At 67.1% G+C, this 19,313-nt stretch carries 14 protein-coding genes and 4 tRNA genes; 5 read left to right on the plus strand and 13 right to left on the minus strand.

Features of this window, described 5'->3' with window-relative positions; translation table 11 throughout:
* The first annotated feature begins 1 nt into the window (after position 1).
* Together LQ564_RS08800 and LQ564_RS08805 are read left to right on the plus strand one after the other, a co-directional pair.
* Entirely contained in the window at positions 2–607 is a 606-nt protein-coding gene (locus LQ564_RS08800; protein ID WP_231057729.1) for a TOL_0243 family YfiR-like periplasmic protein, read from the plus strand.
* Positions 607–2,499 carry a sensor histidine kinase, YfiR-like protein-associated gene (locus LQ564_RS08805; protein WP_231057730.1) on the plus strand — a complete coding sequence of 631 codons (1,893 nt, stop codon included), beginning with the start codon at positions 607–609 and terminating at the stop codon, positions 2,497–2,499. The genes LQ564_RS08800 and LQ564_RS08805 overlap by 1 nt, the downstream gene beginning before the upstream one ends.
* 70 nt (positions 2,500–2,569) lie before the next feature.
* Here the strand turns inward: LQ564_RS08805 and LQ564_RS08810 are convergent, their stop codons facing one another.
* The 6 genes from LQ564_RS08810 to LQ564_RS08835 form a co-directional block, all read right to left on the minus strand.
* Positions 2,570–3,115 carry an FxDxF family PEP-CTERM protein gene (locus LQ564_RS08810; RefSeq protein ID WP_231057731.1) on the minus strand — a complete coding sequence of 182 codons (546 nt, stop codon included), beginning with the start codon at positions 3,113–3,115 and terminating at the stop codon, positions 2,570–2,572.
* Between the two features lie 504 nt (positions 3,116–3,619).
* Positions 3,620–3,696: transfer RNA gene (locus tag LQ564_RS08815), tRNA-Arg, on the minus strand.
* A gap of 44 nt (positions 3,697–3,740) precedes the next feature.
* A complete protein-coding gene (locus LQ564_RS08820; protein WP_231057732.1) occupies positions 3,741–4,160 on the minus strand; it encodes a hypothetical protein in 420 nt (139 codons plus the stop codon).
* A 161-nt stretch (positions 4,161–4,321) separates the two neighbouring features.
* A tRNA-Arg gene (locus LQ564_RS08825) sits at positions 4,322–4,398 on the minus strand.
* Positions 4,399–4,520: 122 nt separating this feature from the next.
* Positions 4,521–4,597 (minus strand) — tRNA-Arg (locus LQ564_RS08830).
* 122 nt (positions 4,598–4,719) lie between these two features.
* A tRNA-Arg gene (locus tag LQ564_RS08835) sits at positions 4,720–4,796 on the minus strand.
* 107 nt (positions 4,797–4,903) lie between these two features.
* Here LQ564_RS08835 and LQ564_RS08840 point away from each other — a divergent pair.
* Positions 4,904–8,794 carry a two-component regulator propeller domain-containing protein gene (locus LQ564_RS08840; RefSeq protein ID WP_231057733.1) on the plus strand — a complete coding sequence of 1,297 codons (3,891 nt, stop codon included), beginning with the start codon at positions 4,904–4,906 and terminating at the stop codon, positions 8,792–8,794.
* Positions 8,795–8,801: 7 nt separating this feature from the next.
* On the opposite strand, the gene LQ564_RS08845 is transcribed toward LQ564_RS08840, so the two are convergent.
* Together LQ564_RS08845 and LQ564_RS08850 are read right to left on the minus strand one after the other, a co-directional pair.
* Entirely contained in the window at positions 8,802–9,746 is a 945-nt protein-coding gene (locus tag LQ564_RS08845) for a D-2-hydroxyacid dehydrogenase (protein WP_231057734.1), read from the minus strand.
* A 104-nt stretch (positions 9,747–9,850) separates the two neighbouring features.
* Complete coding sequence (locus LQ564_RS08850) at positions 9,851–10,174, minus strand: hypothetical protein (RefSeq protein WP_231057735.1); 324 nt, start codon at positions 10,172–10,174, stop codon at positions 9,851–9,853.
* 189 nt (positions 10,175–10,363) lie between these two features.
* On the opposite strand from LQ564_RS08850, the gene ligD reads away from it, so the two are divergent.
* Positions 10,364–12,988: a DNA ligase D gene (ligD, locus tag LQ564_RS08855; protein WP_231057736.1), complete on the plus strand. Its 2,625-nt coding sequence runs from the start codon at positions 10,364–10,366 to the stop codon at positions 12,986–12,988.
* Between the two features lie 73 nt (positions 12,989–13,061).
* On the opposite strand, the gene LQ564_RS08860 is transcribed toward ligD, so the two are convergent.
* Both LQ564_RS08860 and LQ564_RS08865 read right to left on the minus strand, forming a co-directional pair.
* Positions 13,062–14,525, minus strand: a complete 1,464-nt coding sequence (locus tag LQ564_RS08860; protein ID WP_231057737.1) for a catalase — start codon at positions 14,523–14,525, stop codon at positions 13,062–13,064.
* Between the two features lie 100 nt (positions 14,526–14,625).
* Positions 14,626–16,077: an App1 family protein phosphatidate phosphatase gene (locus LQ564_RS08865; RefSeq protein WP_231057738.1), complete on the minus strand. Its 1,452-nt coding sequence runs from the start codon at positions 16,075–16,077 to the stop codon at positions 14,626–14,628.
* 160 nt (positions 16,078–16,237) lie between these two features.
* On the opposite strand from LQ564_RS08865, the gene LQ564_RS08870 reads away from it, so the two are divergent.
* Positions 16,238–16,810: a hypothetical protein gene (locus LQ564_RS08870; protein WP_231057739.1), complete on the plus strand. Its 573-nt coding sequence runs from the start codon at positions 16,238–16,240 to the stop codon at positions 16,808–16,810.
* On the opposite strand, the gene LQ564_RS08875 is transcribed toward LQ564_RS08870, so the two are convergent.
* The 3 genes from LQ564_RS08875 to LQ564_RS08885 are packed head-to-tail and all read right to left on the minus strand — an operon-like array spanning position 16,794 to position 19,164.
* Positions 16,794–17,078 (minus strand): hypothetical protein, encoded by a 285-nt coding sequence (locus tag LQ564_RS08875; RefSeq protein WP_231057740.1) that lies wholly within the window; start codon positions 17,076–17,078, stop codon positions 16,794–16,796. The two genes, LQ564_RS08870 and LQ564_RS08875, sit on opposite strands and share 17 nt — an antisense overlap.
* A 3-nt stretch (positions 17,079–17,081) precedes the next feature.
* Positions 17,082–18,176, minus strand: coding sequence for a non-homologous end joining protein Ku (ku, locus tag LQ564_RS08880; RefSeq protein ID WP_231057741.1), 1,095 nt, complete (start codon positions 18,174–18,176; stop codon positions 17,082–17,084).
* Between the two features lie 10 nt (positions 18,177–18,186).
* Complete coding sequence (locus LQ564_RS08885) at positions 18,187–19,164, minus strand: SDR family oxidoreductase (RefSeq protein WP_231057742.1); 978 nt, start codon at positions 19,162–19,164, stop codon at positions 18,187–18,189.
* Between the last annotated feature and the right edge of the window lie 149 nt (positions 19,165–19,313).

Raw genomic sequence — 19,313 nt, forward strand, 5'->3', positions numbered from 1 at the left:
CATGACGAGAATTCTTCCCGACCGTAGGCGCCGCCTGGCTTGCCGGGCGCTCGCGCTGCCGCTGGTGCTGGCGGCGGGCGCCGCTGGAGCCGCAGCCGCGGCGCCGACCGCGGCCCCGGGTTCGGCGGCGGATGCGCCGGCGCTCGAGCGCCGGGTCAAGGCCGCCTTCCTGTATAAATTCCTCGGCTACGCCGAGTTTCCCGCCAACGCCTTCGGCGACGCCGGCGCGCCGCTGCTGATCGTGGTGGTCGGCTCGGACGACATGGCGCTCGAGCTGGCCCGCATCGCGGCCGGACGCGCCGTCGCCGGCCGCCCGATCACGGTGCGCCAGGTGCGCGCCGACGAGGCGCCGCCGGCGGCCCACCTGCTGTTCGTGGCCGGCAGCGACAACGAGCGCGCGGCCCGCGTGCTGCGCGCCGCGCCCGGCGCCTTCCTCACCGTCACCGAGTGCGACGGCGGGCTGCGCCTGGGCAGCGTGATCAACTTCCGCATCATCGACGAACGCGTGCGCTTCGACGTCTCGCTCGACGCCGCCGATCGCAAGAACGTTAAACTCAGTTCGCGCCTGCTGACCGTGGCGAACCGGGTCCAGAAGGGAGGTTCGTGATGAGCATGCACGATACCGGTTCGGTCCGCAGCAAACTGATTCTCATGGCCGTCGCCACCACCATCGTGGCGCTGGTGACCGCCGCCGTCGCGATGCTGGTGGTGGATGCGCGTTCGGCCCAGCGGGTCTGGATCGACGACCTCGCCACCCAGGCCGACATCATCGCCGACGTCGCCGCCCCGGCGGTCTCGTTCAACGACAGCGCCAGCGCCGCGCGCAACCTGGCCGTGTTGCGGGTGCGCCCGCAGATCGTGGCCGGCGCCATCTATACCAACAGCGGCCAGCGCTTCGCGACCTGGTCGCGCGACGGCAAGGGCGCCGGCTTCCCGGCGCGGCCGGAAGCGGCCGGCCACCGCATCGAGCGCGGCGAGCTGGTGGTGTTCCGTCCGATCGTGGAGAACGGCGAGCCGCTCGGCACCGTCTACCTGCGCTCGCGCTACGGCCTGTTCGACCGGGTGCTCAGCTACGGCGCCATCCTCGGCGTGGTGATGCTGGGCGCGCTGGTGATCGCGGCGCTGGTGGCCTCGCGCCTGCAGGCCTCGATCACGCGGCCGCTGCAGGCGGTGACCAACGTGGCGCGCCAGGTGATGCTGCGGCGCGACTTCACCCTGCGCGTGCCGGGCCGGGAGAAGGGCGAGATCGGGGTGCTGGTCGAGGCCTTCAACGACATGCTGGCCGAGATCGGACGCCGCTCGGACGCGCTGCAGGCCGCCAACCGCACGCTGGAACACGAGATGACCGTCCGCGAGCGCGCCGAGCAGGCGCTCATTGTCGCCGACCGCCGCAAGGACGAATTCCTGGCCACGCTGGCGCACGAGCTGCGCAATCCGCTGGCGCCGATCCGCACCGGCCTGGACATCCTGCGCATCCGCAGCGGCGACGCGCAAGCGACCCAGCGCGCCACCGACATCATGGAACGCCAGCTGCGCCAGATGGTGCGGCTGGTCGACGACCTGCTCGACGTCTCGCGCATCAATACCGGCAAGTTCACCATCAAGATGGGACGGGTGGAACTGAAAGCCGTGGTCAACGACGCGCTGGAAGTGGTGCGCTCGTACATCGAGCTGCACGGGCACGAGCTGGTGATCGACTTGCCGGACCGCCCGGTGTTCCTGCATGGCGACGCGACCCGGCTGGCGCAGATCCTGTCGAACCTGCTGAACAACGCGGCCAAGTACACCAACCGCGGCGGGCACGTGGCGCTGTCGGCCACGGTCGAGGACAAGACCCTGGTGATGGAAGTGGCGGACACCGGCATCGGCCTGGCGCCGGACATGCTGGACTCGGTGTTCGAGATGTTCGTGCAGGTCGACTCGACCCTGGAACGCAGCAATGCCGGCCTGGGCGTCGGACTGTCGCTGGCGCGCAAACTGGTCGAGCTGCATGGCGGCACCATCCAGGCCTTCAGCGAAGGGCTGGGGCAGGGCAGCCGCTTCGTGGTGCGCCTGCCGATCGTGGTCGACCCCGAGCCGATCGCCAAGCCGACCCCGGCCGCCTTCATCAGTACCGAGAGCTACCGCATCCTGCTGGCCGACGACAACGTCGACTTCGTCAACAGCATCGGCGCGTTGCTCACGGCCATGGGCCACAGCGTGGTGATCACCCACAACGGCCCGGACGCGCTGGCCGCGGCGGCGCGCTTCTGCCCGGACTATGCCTTCCTCGACATCGGCCTGCCGCACATGTCGGGCTACGACCTGGCGCGCGGGATCCGCAACCTGCCGGCCGGGGCGATGACGGTCCTGATCGCGGTGACCGGCTGGGGCCAGGAAAAGGACCGCCAGCTCGCCTTCGAGGCCGGCTTCGACCACCACATGGTCAAGCCGGTGCGCTTCGAGCAGATCGAGGAAATCCTGGGCAACCGCAGCATCATCAAGAAGCTGCGCACCTGAGACGCCGGACGAAAAAAAGCGGAAGCGTTTGCACGCTTCCGCCGATGACCCAAAGATTCCCTCAGGCTGTTCAGGCTTGCTTGGCCTTGCGACGACGCGCCAGGAAGCCCAGGACGCCAAGGCCGCCCAGCATCATGCCGTAGGTTTCCGGTTCCGGAACCGGCGCCAGCATCACGGCGCCGCCGAAGGAGCCACCGGTGTCCGACACCAGGGTGCCGCTCACTTGCAGGTAGTAGTTACCGGCCATCAGGTTGTCGGAAGAAATGCTCCAGACATCCATCTCGCCGCTCATCAGCGAGGTGCCGTTGGTGATCAGGGTATCGTCCTCGCCATACAGGGCCAGACCGGTGATGTCCAGGCCCTCGTCGGCGCTGCGGCTGATCGAGGAGATGATCGCATCCAGGTTCATGCCCATGTCGCCATCGACAGTGAAGGTGAAGCGGTCAGCAAAGGTGTTCCCTTGGTTGTCCGCCTCGAAGGTGTCGCCGAAGAAGGCGCTGTTGTCGATCAGGTTCAGTGCCTGGGGCGAATTACCGATCACGTCCTGGGCCATCACGGCCGAAGAACCGAACGAAGCGGAAGCCAACACAATTGCAGCAATCAGAGATTTTTTCATTTCTTTCCTCGCATAGAATCAGCCGCGTCCTGCAGCCTGGGTTTCAAGTATCGGGGAACTTCATGCTAACAAAACAGCATGTAAAAGCACGCGGAACCCTGATTGGACAGGCAAGATCTGGTGCTTGTTCCAGCAGTCAAGACATTTCCGGTCAAACATGCGAACCAAGCGCTCTTCATAGGAGAAGGACGGTTTCGTGGGTTGTTGAGCAGAAAAGAATGCTGGGCTTGCTCAAAATGCGTCAGCGTAATCCTACAAAAAGAGAAGGGCGACTCCGGCGCAGAGGCCGCGCGACTTAAGTCCGTTTTAAAGAACGGAGGCGGGATATGGATGAGAGATGAGCGCTTTTGCCGAGTTTGCCAAAGCCGGTGCGGATGTTCGCGGCGGGATGACTGCAGTTGCGGGCCGAGAGGGGAAGGTGGAATCGGAATGCACCGTTATGCTTTCCGACGATAGAAAGAAAAATGGCCCAGAATCGCTTCTGAGCCATTTTCTTGAAGAAGTTGGTGCGGCTGGCAGGAATCGAACCCACGACCCCTTGGTTCGTAGCCAAGTACTCTATCCAGCTGAGCTACAGCCGCCCGAGGCACGCATTATAGCAGCACCTGGCGAATTGGCAAACACCTCAGGGTATGCGTGGTGTGGCATTTCTTCGGGTGGCGGACTCGGCGACTTCCCTTGCCATCGCGGCCTGCTCGGCGCGGCGCAGCTCGGCATCGTCGCGGCAGCCGTCGAGGGAATGGGCGTCGACGTCGATCGGGCCGTACCATTCGCGCACGCGGCCGAATCCGCCGGTGCGGCGCAGCCAGGCGCGCCCGGCTTGGCGGTCGACGAACAGCGTGTTGCGGAATCCGTCGCTGGTCAGGGCTGAATCAGTTAGGGTGAACTGGAGGAAAGAGGGGGCGGCGTTCGCGGTTGTCCGGGGAGGCGGGGACAGGATGCCACCGTCGCTGATGCCGTAGCGGTCGATGACGGCTTTCGAGAGAGGGCAGGCGGAGGCGTTGCCGGCGAGGAGGATCAGAATGAGGACAGCAGCGCTTTTCATGCGGGGAACGGTTCTCATGAAAGGGATGAGTCGATCGTAGCAGAATGCTTGGCGTGAACATGCACGCATTTCCACGGGCCGGTCAACGTGTGGCGGGGACTGAAAAACCGGTCCGCAACGAAAAAAGGGACCAGATTTTTCAATCTGATCCCTCATATTCTTGGTGCGGCTGGCAGGAATCGAACCCACGACCCCTTGGTTCGTAGCCAAGTACTCTATCCAGCTGAGCTACAGCCGCCCGATGGACCCATTATAGCAGGGCTTCGCTTGTTGGCAAAGCCTCATTGTTACATGGGTATTTCATGGAGGGCCCACAACGAAAAAAGGGACCAGATCTTTCAATCTGGTCCCTCATATTCTTGGTGCGGCTGGCAGGAATCGAACCCACGACCCCTTGGTTCGTAGCCAAGTACTCTATCCAGCTGAGCTACAGCCGCCCGATGCGCGCATTATAGCAGGGCTTTGTGTGTTGGCAAAGCCTCATCGTTATGTGGTCATTTCACCATGTACCCAGGATGAAAAAAGGGACCAGATCTTGCAATCTGGTCCCTCATATTCTTGGTGCGGCTGGCAGGAATCGAACCCACGACCCCTTGGTTCGTAGCCAAGTACTCTATCCAGCTGAGCTACAGCCGCCCGATGCACGCATTATAGCAGCGCGATTCCATTTTCGTAAGCCTCAATTTTTTCCATAGGCAAACAAGCTCTGGTAGATTACGCGGGTCGATCCAGCTGGAACCACTATGTCCGCCTTGTATACGGGCCCCCGATCCGCCCCGGCCGCCGCGCTCCTGGCGCTCCTGATGCTCTTCTCGATCTGGTGCGCCCCCACCCACGCCGCTCCGCGCACCCTGCGCTTCGAACGCCTGTCGGTGGAGCAAGGCCTGTCGCAGCAATCGGTGCTGAGCATCCTGCAGGACCGGCGCGGCTTCATGTGGTTCGGCACCCAGGCCGGCCTGAACCGCTACGATGGCTACCGCATCACCACCTGGCGCAACGACCCGGACAACCCCGACAGCATCCCCGACAACTATGTGAACGCGTCCTACGAGGACGCCCAGGGCCGCCTGTGGTTCGGCACCAAGGGCGGCCTGGCGCGTTTCGACGGCGCCAGCGGCAAGTTCCTGCGCTACGCCGCGCCCGACGAGGCGAGCCGGCGCGCCGGCAACCGCAGCGTGCTGGCGATCGTGCCCGCGCCGGGCGGCGGCCTGTGGCTGGCCACCGGCGACGGCCTGCTGCACGTCGACCCCGACAGCGGCCGGGTGCGCGCCTACCGCCACGACCCGAACGACCCGCAGAGCCTGGGCGACGACCGCGTCAACGCCCTGGCCCTGGACGGCAAGGGCAACCTGTGGATCGGCACCGGGGCCGGCCTGGACCGCCTGGCGCCCGGCGCCGCCCGCTTCGAGCACCACGTGGTCCACGCCCACGACCCGCAGCGCAACACCGTGCTGTCGCTGTCGATGGGCCCGCGCGATACGCTCTGGATCGGCACCGCCGCCGGCCTCGAAGCCTGGCGCCTGGGCCAGGGCGCGCCCGAGCGCCGGCGCCTGGGCGAGGAAGAGGGCATCGGCGAGGTGCGCGTGCTCTCCCTCTACCACGACGGCGGCGGCACGCTGTGGGTCGGCACCGACCAGGATGGCCTGAAGTGGCTCGACCCGTCCAACGGGCGCTTCCTCACCTACCGCAACGACCCCGCCGACCAGCACACGCTGGCCGACAACCAGGTCAGTGCGGTGCTGGTCGACCGCACCGGCACCCTGTGGGCCGGCGCCCAGTACGGCGGCGTGAGCCGCACCGACCTGGCCAGCGGCGGCTTCGTGCGCTATGCCGGCGCCGAGGGCCTGGCGCGCGCCAAGGTGCGCGCCATCGTCGAGGAGCCGGGCGGCGCGCTGTGGATCGGCACCACCGGCGACGGCCTGCTGCGCGTCGAGCGGCCGGGCTGGCGCATCGAGCGCTTCCCCGACAAGAAGGGGCCGGGCGACCTGGTGACCGCGCTGGCGGTGGCGCGCGGGCGCACCTGGATCGGCACCCCGACCGGCCTGCTCTGGCGCGACGCCGCCGGCGGCTTCAACACGGTGCCGCTCGGCGCCGCGCCGGGCGCGAGCTACGTCCAGGCGATCCACGCCGGCCGCAGCGGCACGCTGTGGATCGCCACCCGCGGCGGCCTGGCCGCGCTGGCGCCCGGGGCGACGGCGGTGCGCAGCTGGCGCCACGAGTCCGGCAACCCGGCGACGCTGGGCGAAAACTACTGCTTCGCGGTGCTGGAAGACCGCCGCGGCATCGTCTGGATCGGCACCGAGAACGGCCTGGAACGCTACGACCCGGCCACGGGCGTCTTCACCCGCTACCGCCACGAGGGCGCCAACCCGGCCGGCCTGCGCCACAGCCGCGTGTATTACCTGATGGAGTCGGCGCGCGGCGAGCTGTGGGTCGGCACCGCCGGCGGCCTGCACCGGATGGAAGACAAGGATGGCGCCGCGCGCTTTCGCTACTACCCCTTCAACCGCGCGCGCGAAGCGCTGGCGATCGGCGCGGTGCTGGAAGACCGCCAGGGCATCCTGTGGGCCAGCACCACCGCCGGCATCACCCGGCTCGACCCGGCCAGCGGCCAGGCCAAGAACTACAGCGCCAAGGACGGGCTGGTGGACGGCGCCTATTTCGTCGGGGCCGGCCTGCGCGCCGCCGACGGCGAGCTGTATTTCGGCGGCGTGAAGGGCATGACCTCGTTCCAGCCGGACGCGGTGCGCGACAATCCCTTCCCGCCCAAGGTGGCGATCACCGATTTCCTGGTGCTGAACCGCTCGCGCGGCATCCCCGACCTGCACGAACGGCCCCAGCTCGACCTGTCGTGGAAGGACGCCGTCTTCACCTTCGAATTCGCGGCCCTGCATTACGCCGATCCCGACGCCAACCGCTACGCCTACCAGCTCGACGGCTTCGACAGCGGCTGGGTCGAAGCCGATGCGCGCCGGCGCTTCGCCACCTACACCAACCTCGACCCCGGCGCCTACATATTCCGGGTGCGCGCCGCCAACAAGGACGGCGTGTGGAGTCCGGATGCGGCCACGCTGCGCATCACGATCGCGCCGCCGTTCTGGAAGACCTGGTGGTTCCGCCTGGCGGCGCTGCTGCTGCTCGCGGCCCTGTTCACGGCCGGCTACCGGCTGCGCATCCGCGCGCTAATCGGGCAGAAGGAACTGCTGGCGCGCGAAGTCGACGCCCGCACCGATGAACTGCGCCGCCAGAAGGAGTCGGCCGAGCGGCGCAAGCAGGAAGTCGAGGAGCAGAAGGAGGTGGTGGAGCAGGCGCACCGCAACATCGCGCAGCTGTCCGACATCGGCCGCACCCTGACCGCGAACCTCGACACCGACGCCATCATGCGCACCCTGTACGGCCACGTGGCGGCGCTGATGGATGCCAGCCTGTTCGCGGCGGTGCTGCGCCGGCCGGAACACGGCACCGTGGAATACGTGCACGCGGTGGTCGACGGCGCACTGGTCGAACGGTTCGAGGTCGCGGAAGACCCGCAGGCGCACCTGGCCTCCTGGTCGATCGCGCATGGCCGCGAAGTGCTGGAGAGCGACCTGGCGCGCACCCTGCCGGCCCAGCTGCAGGTCAAGTCGTCCAGCGCCCTGGCGTCGGCCTTGCCCTGCGCGGCGCGCGCCGGCATGCATCCGCGCTCGCTGCTGCTGGTGCCGGTGATGGTGGGCGCGCGCGTGCTCGGCGCCTTGAGCGTGCAGAGCCGCGCGCCGCAGGCCTACGGCCAGGTCCACCTCGACATGCTGGAGACCCTGGCGGCCTACGTCGGCGTGGCGATCGACAACGCGGCCGCCTACCGCCAGCTGAAGGATACCCAGGCCCAGCTCGCGGCCCAGGAAAAGCTGGCCTCGCTCGGCTCGCTGGTGGCCGGCGTGGCCCACGAACTCAACACACCGATCGGCAACAGCCTCCTGATGGCCAGCACCCTGCAGGAACGGACCGGCGAAGTCGCGGCGCGCTTCGACGCCGCCAACCTGCGCCGCTCGGAACTGGCCGACTATGTGGCGGCGTCGCTCGAGGCGACCAGCCTGATCCAGCGCAGCCTGCACAACGCCGCCGAACTGGTGAGCAGCTTCCGCCAGGTCTCGGTCGACCAGGCCAGTGCCCAGCGCCGCCGCTTCGAGCTGTCCCAGGCCTGCCAGGAAATCGCGGCGACCATGATGAACAAGGTGCGCCTGGCCGGCCACCGGCTCCAGTTGGCGGTGCCGGGCGGGATCGTCATGGACAGCTTCCCCGGCCCGCTCGGCCAGGTATTGATCAACTTCGTGAACAACGCGCTGCTGCACGCCTACGAGACGGCGGGCGGGTCGATGCTGCTGGAGGCGGCGCTGCTCGAGGGCGGGATGGTGCGCATCGTGTTCCGCGACGACGGCCGCGGCATCCCCGAGGAACACCAGGCGCGCATCTTCGACCCCTTCTTCACCACCCGCATGGGGCAGGGCGGCACCGGCCTTGGTTTGAACATCACGTGGAATATCGTCACCACCCTGCTGGGCGGGACGGTGCGGGTCGAGAGCCGCACCGGGCAAGGCACGGCCTTCATCCTGGAGCTGCCGCTGCGCGCGCCGGACACCCAGGCCGCGGCCGCATGAGCGCGGCTCAGACGACGACGTTGCGCGGCTGTCCGGCCGCCCAGGCTGCGATATTATCGACCAGCATATCCGCCAGGGTCTGCATCGCGCCGCCGCTGGCCCAGGCCACGTGCGGGGTCAGGATGAAGTTCGGCAGGCGCAGGCCGAGCAGCGGGTTGTCGGGCGCCGGCGGCTCCTTGCTCAGCACGTCGAAGCCGGCTGCGATCGCCCCGGTGGCCAGCACATCGGCCAGCGCCGCCTCGTCGACCAGGCCGCCGCGTGCGGTATTGATCAGGATGGCGCCCAGCTTCATCAGGCCGAGTTCGCGCGCCCCCAGCATATGCCGGGTATCCGGCGTCAGCGGCAGGTGCAGGCTGACGACGCTGGAGGTCGCCAGCAGCTCGTCCAGCGGCAGGCGGGTCGCGTCGCCGTCGGCGAGCGGCGAGCGGGTGCTGGCCACCACTTCCATGCCGAAGGCGCGCCCGAGCTGCGCCACCTTGCGCCCCAGCGCGCCGTAGCCGACGATGCCGAGGCGCTCTCCCGCCAGGTCGCCGATCGGATGGTCGAGCAGGCAGAAGCGGCTCGAGCGTTCCCAGCGGCCGGCCTCGACGTCGGCCATGTACGCGCGCAGGTTGCGGCGCAGCGCGAGGATCAGGGCGAAGGTGTGCTCGGGGACCGAGACCACCGAGTAGTCGCGGATATTCGACACCACGATGCCGCGCGCGCGGCAAGCCTCGAGATCGACGTTGTCGGTGCCGGTGGCGGCGATCGCCACCATCTTCAGGTCCGGCAGCTGCTCCAACGCCGCGGCGCGCAGCGGCACCTTGTTGCTGACGGCGACAGTCGCGCCCTGCAAACGCGCCACCACTTCGTCCTCGCGGGTGCCGGCGTAGTTGACCCAGTCGTGCGGGAAGGGCAGGTCGCGCAGGCGGGCTTGCAGGCTGTCGCGGTCGAGGAAGACGATTCTATGCATGGCGGCTCACGGGTATGGAGAAAGCAACCATCGCATTGTAGTCGCCCAATGAAAAAAGACAGGGACTTGCCCTGTCTTTTTGGTATATGGGGGCCTGGCGGCGTTTATTTGTGGGCGTTGGCGGTGGTCATGCCGTCGGCCTTGGCTTCCGCCTTGTCGGCCTTGGCTTCGGCTTTCTTCTCGGCCGCGTCCTTCTTCGCCTTGGCCTTGTCCTTGGCGGCATCGGCCTTGGCTTCGGCGACGTCTTCCTTGGCCTCGGCCTGGGCCTTGGCTACCTTGGCATCCGCCTTGGCGGCTTTCTTCTCCTGCTTGGCGTCGGCCTTGGCGACCTTTTCGGTGGCTTTCGCATCGGCCTTGGTATCGGCGGTCTGTGCAAACGCGGAGGCTGCGAACAGGCCGGCGATCAGGGTAGCGACGATTTTGCGCATAGCGTTTCCTCTTCAGGTTAAGTAGTAGCTGGGACGTTCCCGTGCTACTGAGCCATCAACGCGGCAGGAAAACACCGGGTTGACGGTATTTACAAACGCTTACAAGTCCGGCAACACGGTTAGCTGGCGTACAGTCGCGTCCTCCTCGATCGGCCTACACTTTTCCCACACCGACAGCCGGGAGGGGCCATGCCAGACGCGCTCAAACTGTATAAAGCAAAGCGCAATTTCGCCGTCACCCCGGAGCCTGCCGAAGGCGGCACGCCCGGGACGGAGGCGCTGACCTTCGTCATCCAGAAGCACTGGGCCACGCGCCTGCACTACGATTTCCGCCTGGAGCTCGACGGCGCCATGAAGAGCTGGGCCGTGCCCAAGGGCCCCAGCTACGACACCCACGACAAGCGCATGGCGGTGCACGTCGAGGACCACCCGATCTCGTACTCCGACTTCGAAGGCACGATCCCGCCCAAGCAGTACGGCGCGGGCAAGGTCATCATCTGGGACAAGGGCACCTGGACCCCGATCGGCGACCCGCACGAAGGCTACCGCAAGGGCAACCTGAAGTTCGAGATCCACGGCCACAAGATGCAGGGACGCTGGGTGCTGGTGCGCATGAAGGGCCGCGGCGAGAAGCAGGAAGCGTGGCTGCTCATCAAGGAGAACGACGAGTACGCGAAGTCGGCCGAGGAATTCTCGGTGGTGGACGAGATGCCGGACAGCGTCAAGGACCTGCCGATGCCCAAGCGCGGGCGCGGCAAAGTGGCGGCGCTGAAGGCGCAAGCCGAGGTCGAGGCGCCGCGCAAGCCGGCGCGCAAGAGCGCGGCCAAGCCGGCGGCCAAAGCCGCGGCAAAACCCGCCGCCAAGCGCGCGAAGAAGGCCGAACCCGGCATGCCCGAAGGCGCCAAGAAGGCCAGGCTGCCCGAGGAATTCACGCCCGAACTGGCAACCCTGGTCGACAGCGCGCCGCTCGACCCGGCCGAGTGGGTGTTCGAAGTCAAGTTCGACGGCTACCGCATGCTGGCGCGCGTCGAGAAGGGCGAAGTGCGCCTGATCACCCGCAACGCCAATGACTGGACCGACAAGCTGCTGCCGCTGAAGGAAGAGCTGGAGGGGATGGGTCTGCCGGACGGCTGGTACGACGGCGAGATCGTGGTGCACGACGAACAGGGCAGGCCCAACTTCGGCCTGCTGCAGCTGGCCTTCGACGGCGTCCGCACGGCCGACATCCAGTACTTCCTGTTCGACATCCCCTACTGCGGCGGCTACGACCTGCGCGACGTCCCGCTGGTCGAGCGCCGCGCGGCGCTGGAAGCCATCCTCGAGGGCGCGAAGTCGGAGCGGGTGCGCTTCTCCGCCGAATTCGGCGACAAGCCGGACGAGCTGGTGGTGGCCGCCTGCCGCATCGGACTGGAAGGCGTGATCGGCAAGCGGCGCGACTCGCGCTACGTGTCGCGCCGCTCGCCCGAGTGGATCAAGCTCAAGTGCGGCCTGCGCCAGGAATTCGTGATCGGCGGCTGGACCGACCCAAAGGGTTCGCGCAAGGGCATCGGTTCGCTCCTGCTCGGCACCTACGACCGCGAGGGCGTGCTGCGCTATGCGGGCAACGTCGGCTCCGGCTTCAACCACGCCTCCCTGAAGGACATCCGCGAGCGCCTGGAAGCCCTGGCGGCGGACGAGAGCCCGTTCCCGCCGCGCGCGGTGCCGGGACGCCAGCACCACTGGGTCAAGCCGACCCTGGTGGCCGAGGTGAGCTTCTCGGAATGGACCAGCGCCGGCGCGGTGCGCCACCCGGTGTTCCAGGGCCTGCGCGAGGACAAGCCGGCCAAAGGCATCACGCGCGAGGAGCCGCGCCACATCGATGATGTCGACAAACCGGCGCTGGCCGACGCCCCCGTGTCGCCCCCACCCGCGGGCCTGCACGGCAAGCTGCCCGACACCCTGCGCGTGACCAATCCGGACCGCGTGATCGACCCGTCCAGCGGCGCCACCAAGCTGGACGTGATCCGCTACTACGCGCTGGTGGGGGAGCTCATGATGGAGCACCTCAAGCGCCGCCCGGTGACCCTGGTGCGCGCGCCGGCCGGCATCGGCGCGGAGCTGGTGTTCCAGAAGCACGCCGACGTCAAGAAGCTGCCGGGCGTGAAGCAGATGGATGCGGCGCTCGACCCGAGCAATCCGCCGATGCTGGAAATCGCCGGCGTCGAGGGCATCCTCTCGGTGGCGCAGTGGAATGCGATCGAGATCCATACCCAGAACGCGGTCGCGAAAACCTACGAACAGCCGGACCGCATGGTGTTCGACCTCGACCCGGGCGAGGGCGTGGAGTGGAAGGCGATGCAGGAAGCGGCCCAGATCATGCGCGCCTTCCTCGACGAACTGGGGCTGCCCTCATTCCTCAAGACCAGCGGCGGCAAGGGCCTGCACGTGGTGGTGCCGGTGAAGCCCGAATACGGCTGGGACACCGTGAAAGCCTTCTCGCAAGCCATCGTGCGCCACCTGGCCGGGACGCTGCCGGAGCGCTTCGCCTTCAAGAGCGGCCCGAAGAACCGGGTCGGCAAGATCTTCATCGACTACCTGCGCAACGGCCGCGGCGCCACCACCATCTGCGCCTGGGCCGCACGCGCCCGGCCGGGGCTGGGGATCTCGGTGCCGCTGGAGTGGGATGAGCTGATGGCGCTGAAGTCGAGCGCGCAGTGGACGGTAATGAATGTGCATACGCGGCTGGACAAGGGGAATGATCCGTGGAGCGGGTATGCGAAGGCGGGGAAGGGGATGACGAAGGCGATGAAGGTGTTGGGGTTTGAGGAGGAGTGACGGCTGCTCGCAGAAAATTGGGTTCCCGCGAAGGCGGGAACCCAAGTTCGTGCAGCAGCCTCCAACCTATCCTTTAATCGACATTCCGCCCCAACACCTTCAACGCCTCCCGCACCCCACGCCCATACGCCGGATCCGCCTTGTCAAACTGCCGCAACTGCCGCAGCACGATATCCTCGTCCACCGTAGACAGCGCCCCCGCCAGGTTGTCACACAAATTCTGCCGCTCCTGCGCCGTCATCAGCCGGAACAGATTCCCCGCCTGCGTGTAATCATCCTCCATCCCGCGAAAATCGTAGCGCCCCGCATCGTCGCTGATCGGCAACTCCGGCTCCCCATGCCCCATGCCCAGCGCCCCGCGCCCCACCGAGTCGATCGTCGCATAGTTGCGCGCCGCGCCGCCGTTGGCGATCGCCATCGCCCCATCGCGCTGCTGGTTGTGGAAAGGGCAGCGCGGGGCGTTCACCGGCAGGTGCTGGTGGTTGGTGCCGACGCGGTAGAGCTGGGCGTCGTGGTAGGCGAACAGGCGGCCCTGCAGCATCTTGTCGGGCGAGTAACCCATGCCCGGCGGGACGTTGGCGGGCGAGAACGCGGCCTGCTCGACTTCGGCGTGGTAATTGTCCGGGTTGCGGTTCAGTTCCAGCAGGCCGACGGTGACCAGGGGGAAGTCGCGGTGCGGCCAGACCTTGGTCAGGTCGAACGGGTTCCAGCCGGTGCGCTGCTCCCAGTCGGCCAGCTGCTGCTCGGTCGCCACCTGCACCTTCACGTCCCACTGCGGGTAGTCCTGGCGTGCGATCGCCTCGAACAGGTCGCGCTGGGCGTGGTCGGGCGCGGCGCCGGCCAGCAGGACCGCTTCGGCGGCGCTCAGGTTCCTGATGCCCTGGCGGGTCTTGAAGTGCCACTTCACGTAGACCCGCTCGCCCGCCGCGTTGATCAGGCTATAGGTGTGGCTGCCGAAACCGTCCATGTGGCGGTAGCCGTCCGGGGTGCCGCGGCTTGAAAACAGGATCGTCACCTGGTGCAGGCTTTCCGGCGCCTGGCTCCAGAAGTCGAACATCATGTTGGCCGACTTCAGGTTGGTCTGCGGGTCGCGCTTCTGGGTGTGGATGAAGTCCGGGAACTTGATCGGGTCCTTGATGAAGAACACCGGCGTGTTGTTGCCGACCAGGTCCCAGTTGCCTTCCTCGGTATAGAAGCGCAGGGCGAAGCCGCGCGGGTCGCGTTCGGTGTCGGCGCTGCCTTTTTCGCCGCCGACGGTCGAGAAGCGCAGGAATACCGGGGTCTGCTTGCCGACTTCGTCGAACAGCTTGGCTTTCGTATGGTGGCGCAGGTCGTTGGTGACGGTGAAGGTGCCGTAGGCGCCCGAGCCTTTGGCGTGCACGACGCGCTCGGGGATGCGTTCGCGGTTGAAGTGCTGCAGCTTCTCGATCAGGTGGAAGTCCTGCAGCAGCAGTGGGCCGCGCGGGCCGGCGCTGAGCGAATTCTGGTTGTCGGCGACCGGGATGCCGGAGGCGGTGGTCAGGCGGGGTTGGCGCATCGGGAATCTCCTCGTTTGTGTGCGAACTTGCAATGGAAGAGATTCTAGGTGCTGCAGAGCAATTAGGAAATTTGATTGATTTTATCAATTCAATAGTTTTTCATAATCCAGTCATCGCTGGCGCCGCCGAGTCGTCGTCGCGCTTGTCCATCCGCACCGACGGCAGGCGATCGACCGCGATCAGGCCCTCGGCCGCCGCATGCGCGGCCGCGAACACGCTGTCGGGGCACAGGACCAGCTGGATGCCGGTGGCGCTGACTTCCTCGATCAGGCGGTCCAGGGCGTCGATCCGCGCCGGGTCGGGATTCACGTTGCGGATGTAGATCATGCGCACCGCCCGCGGGTGGCGGCGCACCACCTCGGCGTAGATTTCCGGGTCCTGCTCGCCGCTGTCGCCGATCAATACGAACCGCAGGTCCGGATAGAAGCCGAGGATGCGCTCGATCTGCTCCAGCTTGTGGTTGCCGTGCTGGTTCAGCTTGAGCACCTGGCGCACGCTCAGCTCGCGCAGCAGCAGGGGGCCGAGCGGGATCTCCTGCAGCGCGAGGAAGTCGACCAGGGGGCCATACAGGTGCCAGGGGCTGCTCGAGACGTAGAACATCGGGTTGTCCTCGCTCCCGCCGGCGCCGTCGCGCAGCGCGCGGTAGAAGCCGGCCACGCCCTTGAAGGGCTTGCGGGTATGGTGGTTGGTGCGGGCCAGCATCAGGGCCATGTTCAGCTTGTTGGTGACGTTGGTCCACAGGACCGTGTCGTCGATGTCGCTGATGATGCCGAAGCGCGCCGTCGCCGCCGGCACGATCGCCTCGGCGTGCGCGCGCAGGGGCTGGCCGTCGGCTTGGATGTTGTCGGGGAAGCAGAGCTCCACCCGATGGCGGCCGGGCGCGAGTTCGCTGCCGAGTTCGAGGTCGAAGGAAAAGTAGCCGCCGTCGTCGGTGCGGGTCTCGGCGCTCGTCCCGCCCAGGCTCGCCACCACGCGCGCATCGGCCACCTCGTCGGATTCGAGGCGCTGGTACAGGGCCACCAGGTTGGCCCAGCCGCTGTCGGCCACGGTCTGTTCGCGAAAGCCGATCTCGTCGAGCAGGCGGCCCTTGAGCCAGATGCGGCGGCCGTTGCCGAAGCCAAGGTAGGGCACCGCCATCAGCGCGCGGCCGCGTTCGGGGGCGCGCAGGCGCCGCAGTGCGCCGCTGGCGAGCTGGCCGGCGGTGCGGGCCAGGCGCCGGCTCAACGGCGTGGTCGAGGTGACGGGTGCGCTGGCGGGCTGCATCTTCGCCGTCGACACCTGGGCGCGCGGGGCAGCGTGTTCGACCCAGGCGCTGCCCGTCTCGCCGCGGGTCAGGAGCAGGGCTTGCTGCACCTCGCGCGCATTGCCCGGATCGACCGCGGTCGCCATCACGTGCAGCGCGGCGCCGCTTTCGCGCAGGCGCGCGATTTCGTCTTCCGTCAGCAGGCCCGGATTGAGGAAGAGGGAAGTCTTGCCGAGGTCGACGCGCCGCGCGATGTCGTCGAAGCCGGCGCGCGTCAAGACGAGGAAGGGCATGGCGGTCTGGGGCATTGCATCGGTTCCGTTGTCAGGCATGGTGCAAGTATCGCAAAGGGCGCGCATTCTTTACGCACGCTAGCGCGCTGGCGGGGCAAAGGCGGGGCGCTCAGGCGTGCACGGCTGTTTTGAATGGCAGACTAGACTCCGATAATCCGAATCTATCAGGCACACCATGAACATCGTCTGCATCGCCTGGGGCTCCCTGCTGTGGAAACCCGGTCCCCTGAAGCTGGCCTCCGGCTGGCACCCCGGCGGGCCGCGCCTGCCGCTCGAATTCGTGCGCGACAGCGACGACAGCGCGGAAGTGGCGCTGGTGCTGTGCGAGGGCGCGCGCCCGCAAGCGACTTACTGGGCCTACCTGGCCACGCAGGATCTCGACGAAGCGCGCGCCATGGTCGGCGCGCGCGAAAAGATCACGCCGGCGCGGCCGGACTGGATCGGCAGCATCCCGGGCAAGGAGGGCGCGGAGGAAGATCCACGCATCGCCGCCTGGCTGCGCGCAAAGCGCATCGACGCCGCGGTCTGGACCGCGCTGCCGGCCAAGTCCAATGACACACCAAGCCGGGTGCCGAGCGCGCGCGAAGTGATCGCCATCCTCGACGCCATGCCGCCGGAGCAGCGCGCCGAGGCCGAGCGTTACGTGCGCTGCACGCCGGCGCACATCGATACCGCCTACCGCCGCGCAATCGAGGCGGCATTGGGCTGGCGCGCCGCGCGCGACGCCCACGTCACGCGGACCCGCTGACCTCCTTGCCGGCGCCGGAAGTGGCGGCGCTCCCGGTCTTCTCGTTCTTGAAGATGCCGCGCACATTGGTCACGAACAGCGCGCACTGCAGCGCGATCAGGGCCCAGGCCTTGTCGTGGATGCCCCAGGTGATCCACAGGATGTTACTGGCGATGAAGGTGCAGAAGCCGAACACGCGGCGGCGCGGATTGGTGGAGCCGATCAGGTAGGCGGCCAGCAGGGTGACCAGCATCGCCGGCCACTGGAGGAAGTCGATGAAGGCGTCCATCCGTCAGGCCGCCTTCCTGCGCCGCGCCGGGGCGGCGGCTTTGGCTGCCGGCTTGGCTGCGGCTTTCTTTGCAGCCGGTTTTGCAGCCGGTTTTGCAGCCGGCTTGGCCGCCGCCTTCGTGGCCGTCTTGCGCTTGGGCGCCGCGCCGCTGGCCGCGACCCGGTCGCTGCTGTGGCTCGCGGTCCTGCGGGTGCGCGGCGGCGCTTCCTCTTCCTCGTCGTCTTCCTCGGCGGCGGGGCGGCGCTTCTTCGGCGGCGGATCGTCGTCGTCATCGTCTTCTTCGTCGGCCGCGGCCTTGCCGGGCTTCTTGCCCAGGCTGGCCTGCAGCAGCGCGACCAGGTCGATGACCTTGCCGGTCTCGCGCTTGGTTTCGCCCTTTTCCGGCATGGTGATGGTCTTGGTCTGGTGCGCCTTGACCTTCTTCTCGATCATGGCCATCACGTCTTCGCGGTAGGTGTCGTGGTACTGTTCCGGGTCCCAGTCCTCGGCCATGCCCTGCACTAGGGCCATTGCCATCTTGAGTTCCTTGTCGGTGACGGCGACCTTCTTGTCGCTCTTCGCCGGGATCTTGAGGTCGCCCGCGTCGCGGATCTCGTCCGCATAGCGCAGCGTGTTCATGACGATGGTGTCGCCCACGCAGACCAGGGCCGCCAGGTGCTGCTTGACCCGGATGACCACGCGCGCGATGCCGATCTTGCCGGCCTTGCGCAGGGTCTCGCGCAGCAGGGCGTAGACCTTGTCGCCGCCCTTGCCGGGGGCGAGGTAGTAGGGCTGCTCGAAGTACAGCAGCGACACGTCCTCGGCATCCACAAAAGCCACGATGTCGATGGTCTGGGTCGCCTCCGGGTTGGCGCGCCGCAGGTCCTCGTCGGACAACACCACGTATTCGCCGCTGGTGTATTCGTAGCCCTTGACGATGTCGTCCCAGGAGACTTCCTTGCCGTTGCCCTTGTTGTAGCGCTTGAAGCCGACCGGCGAGAAATCGCGCCGGTCGAGCATGGTCAGGTCCAGCCCCTTGTTGTCGACGGCCGCATACATATCGACCGGAATGTGCACGAGGCCGAAACTGATGGCGCCTTTCCACATGCTGCGCGGCATAGGGGTCTCCTTATTCGCCGATCGAACCGGTCACCGGCAGGATGATGCCGGTGATGTAGCCCGAGCACACGGGCGAGGCCAGGAACACGTAGGCCGGCGACAGCTCTTCCGGCTGGGCCGCGCGCCCGAAGGTGGTGGCGGCGCCGAACTCCTTGATCTTCTCGGGCGACTGGTCGGCCGGGTTCAGCGGGGTCCAGACCGGGCCCGGGGCCACGCAGTTGACGCGGATGCCCTGGTCCAGCAGGTTCGCCGCCAGCGACATGGTGAAGGCGTGGATCGCGCCCTTGGTGCTCGAATAGTCGAGCAGCTGCTTCGAGCCTTTCAGGCCGGTCACCGAGCCGGTGTTGATGATCGAGGAACCGCGCTTCAGGTGCGGCAGGGCGGCGCGCGCCATGTGGAAGTAGCCGAAGATATTGGTGCGGAAGGTTTCTTCCAGGCGGTCTTCGGTGATGTCCAGCAGCGAGCTCGCGTGCTCCTGGAAGGCGGCGTTGTTGACCAGGATGTCGAGGCGCCCGAACTCGGCGACGACTTTTTCCACGGCCTCGTTGCAGAAGGCGACATCCTTGACGTCGCCGGGAATGGTGATGCAGCGGCGGCCCTCGGCCTCGATGCAGCGCTTCGTTTCCTGGGCGTCCTCGTGTTCGTTCAGGTACATCACGGCGACGTCGGCGCCTTCGCGCGCGAACAGCACCGCGACCGCGCGGCCGATGCCGGAATCGGCGCCGGTGACGATCGCGGTCATTCCCTGCAGCTTGCCGCTGCCCTTGTAGTGCTCGGCCATGAACTTCGGCTTGAGGTCCATCTGCGCCTCGAGACCCGGCTTGGCCAGGTGCTGCTCGGGGAAGGGCGGGGCAGGCTGGCGGATGCCGGTCTGCGCGGCGGAATCATCCGACTGCGCATTCTCCGCTTTCTGCATGCTGCCGTCCTTCTGGTCCTGGCGGCTCTGGATCGCCTTCTGCTTGTTCGCCACATCGTCCTGGTTTGCCATCGCTATGCTCCCATATTCGTTTGAATCGACCGGGAGAGTATTCACCCCCCACCCAGGGGGCGACAGTGCGCTCCCACACACTCGGGCGCAGTTTTACGCTACCTTGGCGAGTGGCTTTATGGCAAACTTGCCGGCGTTTTGTTCAGAAT

This window comes from Massilia phyllostachyos, assembly GCF_021044825.1.
GTDB classification, from domain to species: domain Bacteria; phylum Pseudomonadota; class Gammaproteobacteria; order Burkholderiales; family Burkholderiaceae_D; genus Telluria; species Telluria phyllostachyos.